The following is a 5332-nucleotide window of genomic DNA, read 5'->3' on the forward strand; positions in this document are numbered from 1 at the left end:
ACGCAGTATAAATCGCTTTTAAACCAACCCGTTGGGCGTTTCACAGGCACTTACTCTCATCGTTGTTACTTCTTAAAAGGGACTGCCATTCTTGCAAAGTAACGCCTTGATATTAAGCCCCTGTGAAACGCTGAATTCTGTATCTTGAGGTGGCTTGGGTATATACGTGATTCTTTTAATGATTAATATTAGCTGATGCAATGCAGTGAGTGTGTTAGCATTTAAGTATTATGATTGCGCATGCAAAACGCTCCAAGCTCAGGACTAAAAATATGAAAAGCCAACAGCAAGATCCTATTTATACTCAAATTTCTCAAATAAAAGATGCCGTTGCAGAGGTTTTAGAACACGCGAAAAAACTCGGTGCTACTGGCGCTGAAGCGGCGATGTCGAGCACCTCAGGTTTATCAGTTAGTACCCGCATGGGTGAAGTCGAGACCATTGAATTTAACCAAGATGGTGGGCTGGGGATCAGTGTGTACGTTGGTAATCACAAAGGCTCTGCGTCAACAGCTGATTTAAACCCAAAAACACTGCGTACAGTGGTAGAGAAAGCCATTGATATCGCCAAGTTTACTTCAGATGATCCACATAATGGCGTAGCCGATAAAGACCTACTTGAATTTGCTCCGCTTGATTTGGATTTATACCACCCGTGGGATGTCAGCCCTGAGCAGGGCATTGAATTGTGTCATGCTGCAGAGCAAGCGGCGCTAAATGCCGATGCACGTATTGTTAATTCAGATGGCGCCAGTTTTTCATCGCATCAAGGTTTACGTGTGTATGGTAATAGCCATGGTCTTATCACAGGTTACCCGCGTACTCGCCACAGCATTAGTACTATGGTGATTGGTAAAGATGGTGAGCAAATGCAGCGGGATTCAGCTTATACCGTAGCGCGAGACCAAGCTGGTTTGAAAGATGCTGCGGCAGTAGGTTTAGAGGCTGCGAGTGAAACTCTTGCTAAGCTCAATAGCAAAAAATTAGGTACCATGAAAGTCCCAGTTGTTTTTCGTGCAGATATCGCTAATTCATTGTTTGGTCACTTGGTGTCTGCAATAGGTGGTGGTGCGCTGTATCGTAAATCGAGCTTTTTGTTGGATAGCCTTGGCACGCAAGTATTTAATAAGTGCGTTAATATTTCAGAGCGCCCGCATATTTTAAAAGGTTTAGCGTCTTCACCATTCGATAGTGAAGGGGTAAAAACTATCGACCGTGAAATCATTCAAGGCGGTGATCTGCAAACTTACTTATTAGCGAGCTACGCAGCCCGAAAAATGAATATGACACCTACCGGTCATGCTGGTGGTATTCATAACTGGTTAGTAGAACAAACTCATGCTGACTTAGCTGCGTTGTTAAAAACGATGGGCACTGGTTTATTGGTCACTGAATTAATGGGCCAAGGCGTTAATACCGTAACCGGTGATTACTCGCGTGGTGCTGCCGGTTTTTGGGTTGAGAATGGCGAAATACAATATCCTGTAAGCGAAATTACCATCGCTGGTAAACTGCAAGATATGTTTAAAGGCATCAGCGGTATAGGTGGTGACATAGAGCGTCGTGGTGGAATTCAAACCGGTTCGGTATTGATTGAACAAATGCAGATTGCGGGAAGTTAGGTTAAAGCTTTAAGTCTTAAGCTATAAGTTTTAATTTGCGTAGGCGCGGCATTATACCGCGCTGTTTTATTTAGACGTTAGATGGAGCTAGTCTCTGCCTTTAGCCTTTAACCTAGTACCTTTCAATTATTAAATCTTTTATAAAAAACACTTTACCTCAACGTTGCTTGAGGTTTTATTGTGGCTTTAATTACTTAAATAAAGGAATTTAATTATGTATTTAGAGCATGTAAATTTGGTAGTCGATGATGTTGAAGCTATGCTGCACTTTTATAAGGCGGCTTTTCCGTACTGGTCTATAAGAAGTCAAGGCGAAGGGGAGTGGTACGGTAAACCACGAAAATGGTTACACTTTGGCGATGATTTTCAGTATTTAGCATTGAGTGATCATGGTGAACAACATAACCGTGACTTAACCGGACATCAAGTTGGCTTAGCGCACTTTGCTTATGTTACGAATAATATTGCTGCAGTAATTTCGCGTTTAGAAAGCGCTGGTTACAGTATTGATAAGCCAGGTGCGGTAAATCCCTTTCGTAAAAATGTGTATTTTATTGACCCCGCAGGGTTTGAAATAGAGTTTGTTGAATATTTAAGTGACATTCCTAGTGAGCGTAATAATGATTTATAACATTAGTTTCGCGTCAGCAAGCTTAACGCCTACGGGTGTTAACGTTAATCTCAGTGTTTAATTACTCACTGTAGGCGAGTGGTTTGCCACCGCGATATTCAATATTGTTTCGGTGTTTTTGCGTCAGCAAGCTTAACGCCTACGGTGTTAACGTTAATCTCAGTGTTTAATTACTCACTTGTAGGCGAGTGGCTTGCCACCGCGATATTCAATATTGTTTCGGTGTTTTTGCGTTAGCAAGCTTAGCGCCTACGGGTGTTAAGCTTTAACTGTGTTTTATCCATTAATGTTTATTGATATCTTGCCAACTGGTTTTAAGGCTGTTGGCGAATGAGACAAACTTTTCTTTAATGGTGCGCTTAATTTTAATTTCCACAGAGCCCAGAATAACTTTTCCTTCGATAGTAATGGTTGGCCCTTGGTGTTTATTCAGTGACACTGATTTGTTTTCAACACTACCAATAATACTGAACAGTTTTGATACAACATTGACGTGTTCTGGCACATAAATTTCATCATTGCCTAGTAAGCAATTGACATGGATGGTGATATTTTGATGCTGAAATATGGCGTCAGTGAAATCAAGTTCAATAGATCCAAGTAAGTTCGTCAGGTGGATTTCTTTTGGTACTACCCATTGCCCACTGCGCTCGTTTGATCCTAAGATACTTCGCAAGTGCAATGTTTCATCGCTGCTTTTATTACTATAGTTTGGGCTAAACTGCGCACGTTTTTCCCACTGGTAATTACTATCGGTTGTTAATTCTAGGTCACTTACCAAATCAATTAAGCTTTGGTTATCTTTCGCAGCCATTGCCTGATCTAATCGACGCTCAAAAGCATCAGCTGAAATAACAGCATGACTGTAGTTATATATTAATTGATCAATAACTTGTTCACGCACTTGCTCAATTGGGCGATCTTCTAATTTTACAGTCATGATGTATTCCTTATAAGTGATGCTGTTGGTGTATTTTACGATTGTCAGTACTGCAATAGTTAAAGCAAAGCTTAGGCCATTTATTAATTAGCTTAGTAATCAATAATTTAAATTTATTTTCGTTAGGTGCGTTTGTTATATTAACGACAGATTAACGAATAATGCTATTAAATGGTTAATTTTGCAACGACCAGAATAAATTACCGAGCAGTCTGTAAATAATTACCAAGACTAAAGCTAGTGCTATATGAAATTAAGTTTAAGCGATTGATTTTAAATGTTTTAAAAGTTGGCTTGATGTTCGCATTAATCATATTGTCTTTAATCAAAAGGAGAAAGATTATGAAAACATTTAACAAATCTATTATTGCAGCGTTAGTTCTTGGTACAACCGCTATGGGTGCTCAAGCAAATAGCTGGGAAAATGAAAGTAAAGATGCTTGGATTGATGGTAAGGCAGAAACGGTTCTGTTAATGAACACTAACTTAAACAACTTTGACATTAACACTGATGTAAAAAATGGCAAGGTTGTACTAACTGGTAAAGTTGAAAGTGAGCTTGATAAAGAGTTAGCGGAAGAGCTTATCTTAAGTCTAGATGGTGTAACTGATGTTGATAACGAGCTAACGGTCGTTAAAAACACGGATACAAAAAGCAAGAAGATGAAATCAGATAGCACAGAAAGTGATTTAACGGATGCTAAAATTACTACCGTTATTACAACACGCTATTTGTTTAACTCTGAAGTAGGCGGTACGGATATTGACGTAGATACCGATAAAGGTGTGGTAACGCTAAATGGTACTGTTGGTTCGGATGCTGAAAAACAGCTAGCGGTGAAAATTGCTAAGAATGCTGAAGATGTTCGCGATGTAGTTGATAACTTAACTATTGTAGCTGAATAATCTATAAGCCACGAATGCCCAGTTATGCTGGGCTTTCTTATACAAATTTCAGGGAGTGAGAGTCATGGATTTAATACGAATTATATTTTCAGTGCTTATTCCACCACTTGGTGTATTTTTACAAGTTGGTTTAGGTGCTCAATTTTGGATTAATATTTTGTTAACATTACTAGGGTATATTCCTGGTCTAATACATGCAATTTATATAATCGCACGTCGTTAGAGTCACAGTGTTAAATATAACAAGGATGAACAGCCAATAGATGGCAAGGAGTAACATTATGGATAACGTATTAAGGAAAAACCAACAAGGGATCGTAAAAAGCGCAAAGCCACTTTGGACGGCACAACAATGGAAGGAGCTAATGAATAGCGCATCAAGGAGCGAAGTAAAAGCAGCAAGGAATGGGCTTTAAATATCAGAGTATATAAATATCAAATACTAGAAGGATTTTGCTAGGATGTTATATATCAAAATTATAAGTGCATGTTGTTATTTTCATTAAGAACATCCACTTATAACCTTCCCCAAGAATGTTTAACCTCTCATTTTATTATAGTCATAGGTGTTTTTGCGTCAGCAAGCTTAACGCCTACGGGTGTTAACGTTTGCCTCAGTGTTTAATTACTCACTGTAGGCGAGTGGCTTGCCACCGCGTTTTAAATGTGGCTCGGAGTTTGTGCGTCAGCAAGCTTAACGCCTACGGTGTTAAGGTTTACTTTGATGTCTAATTAATCACTTGTAGGCGAGTGGCTTGCCACCGCGTTTTAAATGTGGCTCGGAGTTTGTGCGTCAGCAAGCTTAACGCCTACGGGTGTTAAAGTTTATCTCGGTGTTAAATCACTTGTAGGCGAGTGACTTGCCACTGCGTTTTAAATGTGGCTCGGAGTTTGTGCGTCAGCAAGCTTAACGCCTACGGTGTTAAGGTTTACTTTGATGTCTAATTAATCACTTGTAGGCGAGTGGCTTGCCACCGCGTTTTAAAATGTGGTGTGGTGTTTTGCGTCAGCAAGCTCAACGCCTACCGGTGTTAACATTTATCTCGGTGTTAAATTACTTGTAGGCGAGTGGCTTGCCACCGCGAAAAGATTAAAGGTGCTAGGAAGACAAAGGTACTAGGTGCTAGGGAAGTGACTAGGACCTAGAGCCTAAAACCTAGCTCCGATGTTTAAAGCGTAGGCGGGGCTTTATGCCGCGCGGTTAAAATTTCATGGCTAAAGCCATTTCCTACA

General features: G+C 40.0%; 6 protein-coding genes. 5 read left to right on the forward strand and 1 reads right to left on the reverse strand.

Features of this window, described 5'->3' with window-relative positions:
- The first annotated feature begins 272 nt into the window (after window positions 1-272).
- Window positions 273-1622, forward strand: a complete 1350-nt coding sequence (gene pmbA, locus H5203_RS22190) for a metalloprotease PmbA (RefSeq protein ID WP_145236716.1) — start codon at window positions 273-275, stop codon at window positions 1620-1622.
- Window positions 1623-1836: 214 nt separating this feature from the next.
- On the forward strand, window positions 1837-2253 hold the full coding sequence (locus H5203_RS22195; protein WP_145236719.1) for a VOC family protein: 417 nt from the start codon (window positions 1837-1839) through the stop codon (window positions 2251-2253).
- Window positions 2254-2536: 283 nt separating this feature from the next.
- Here the strand turns inward: H5203_RS22195 and H5203_RS22200 are convergent, their stop codons facing one another.
- Window positions 2537-3193 carry a LiaF domain-containing protein gene (locus H5203_RS22200; RefSeq protein WP_145236722.1) on the reverse strand — a complete coding sequence of 219 codons (657 nt, stop codon included), beginning with the start codon at window positions 3191-3193 and terminating at the stop codon, window positions 2537-2539.
- A 342-nt stretch (window positions 3194-3535) separates the two neighbouring features.
- Here H5203_RS22200 and H5203_RS22205 point away from each other — a divergent pair, with 342 nt between their 5' ends.
- From H5203_RS22205 to H5203_RS23060, 3 genes are all read left to right on the forward strand, one after another.
- Window positions 3536-4099, forward strand: coding sequence for a BON domain-containing protein (locus tag H5203_RS22205; RefSeq protein ID WP_145236725.1), 564 nt, complete (start codon window positions 3536-3538; stop codon window positions 4097-4099).
- 64 nt (window positions 4100-4163) lie between these two features.
- Window positions 4164-4322: a YqaE/Pmp3 family membrane protein gene (locus H5203_RS22210; RefSeq protein ID WP_064667813.1), complete on the forward strand. Its 159-nt coding sequence runs from the start codon at window positions 4164-4166 to the stop codon at window positions 4320-4322.
- 58 nt (window positions 4323-4380) lie between these two features.
- On the forward strand, window positions 4381-4515 hold the full coding sequence (locus H5203_RS23060; RefSeq protein ID WP_259397404.1) for a hypothetical protein: 135 nt from the start codon (window positions 4381-4383) through the stop codon (window positions 4513-4515).
- The last annotated feature ends 817 nt before the right edge of the window (window positions 4516-5332 follow it).

The sequence above is a fragment of the Pseudoalteromonas sp. SG41-1 genome (assembly GCF_014164575.1).
In the GTDB taxonomy this organism is placed as follows: Bacteria; Pseudomonadota; Gammaproteobacteria; order Enterobacterales; family Alteromonadaceae; genus Pseudoalteromonas; species Pseudoalteromonas rhizosphaerae.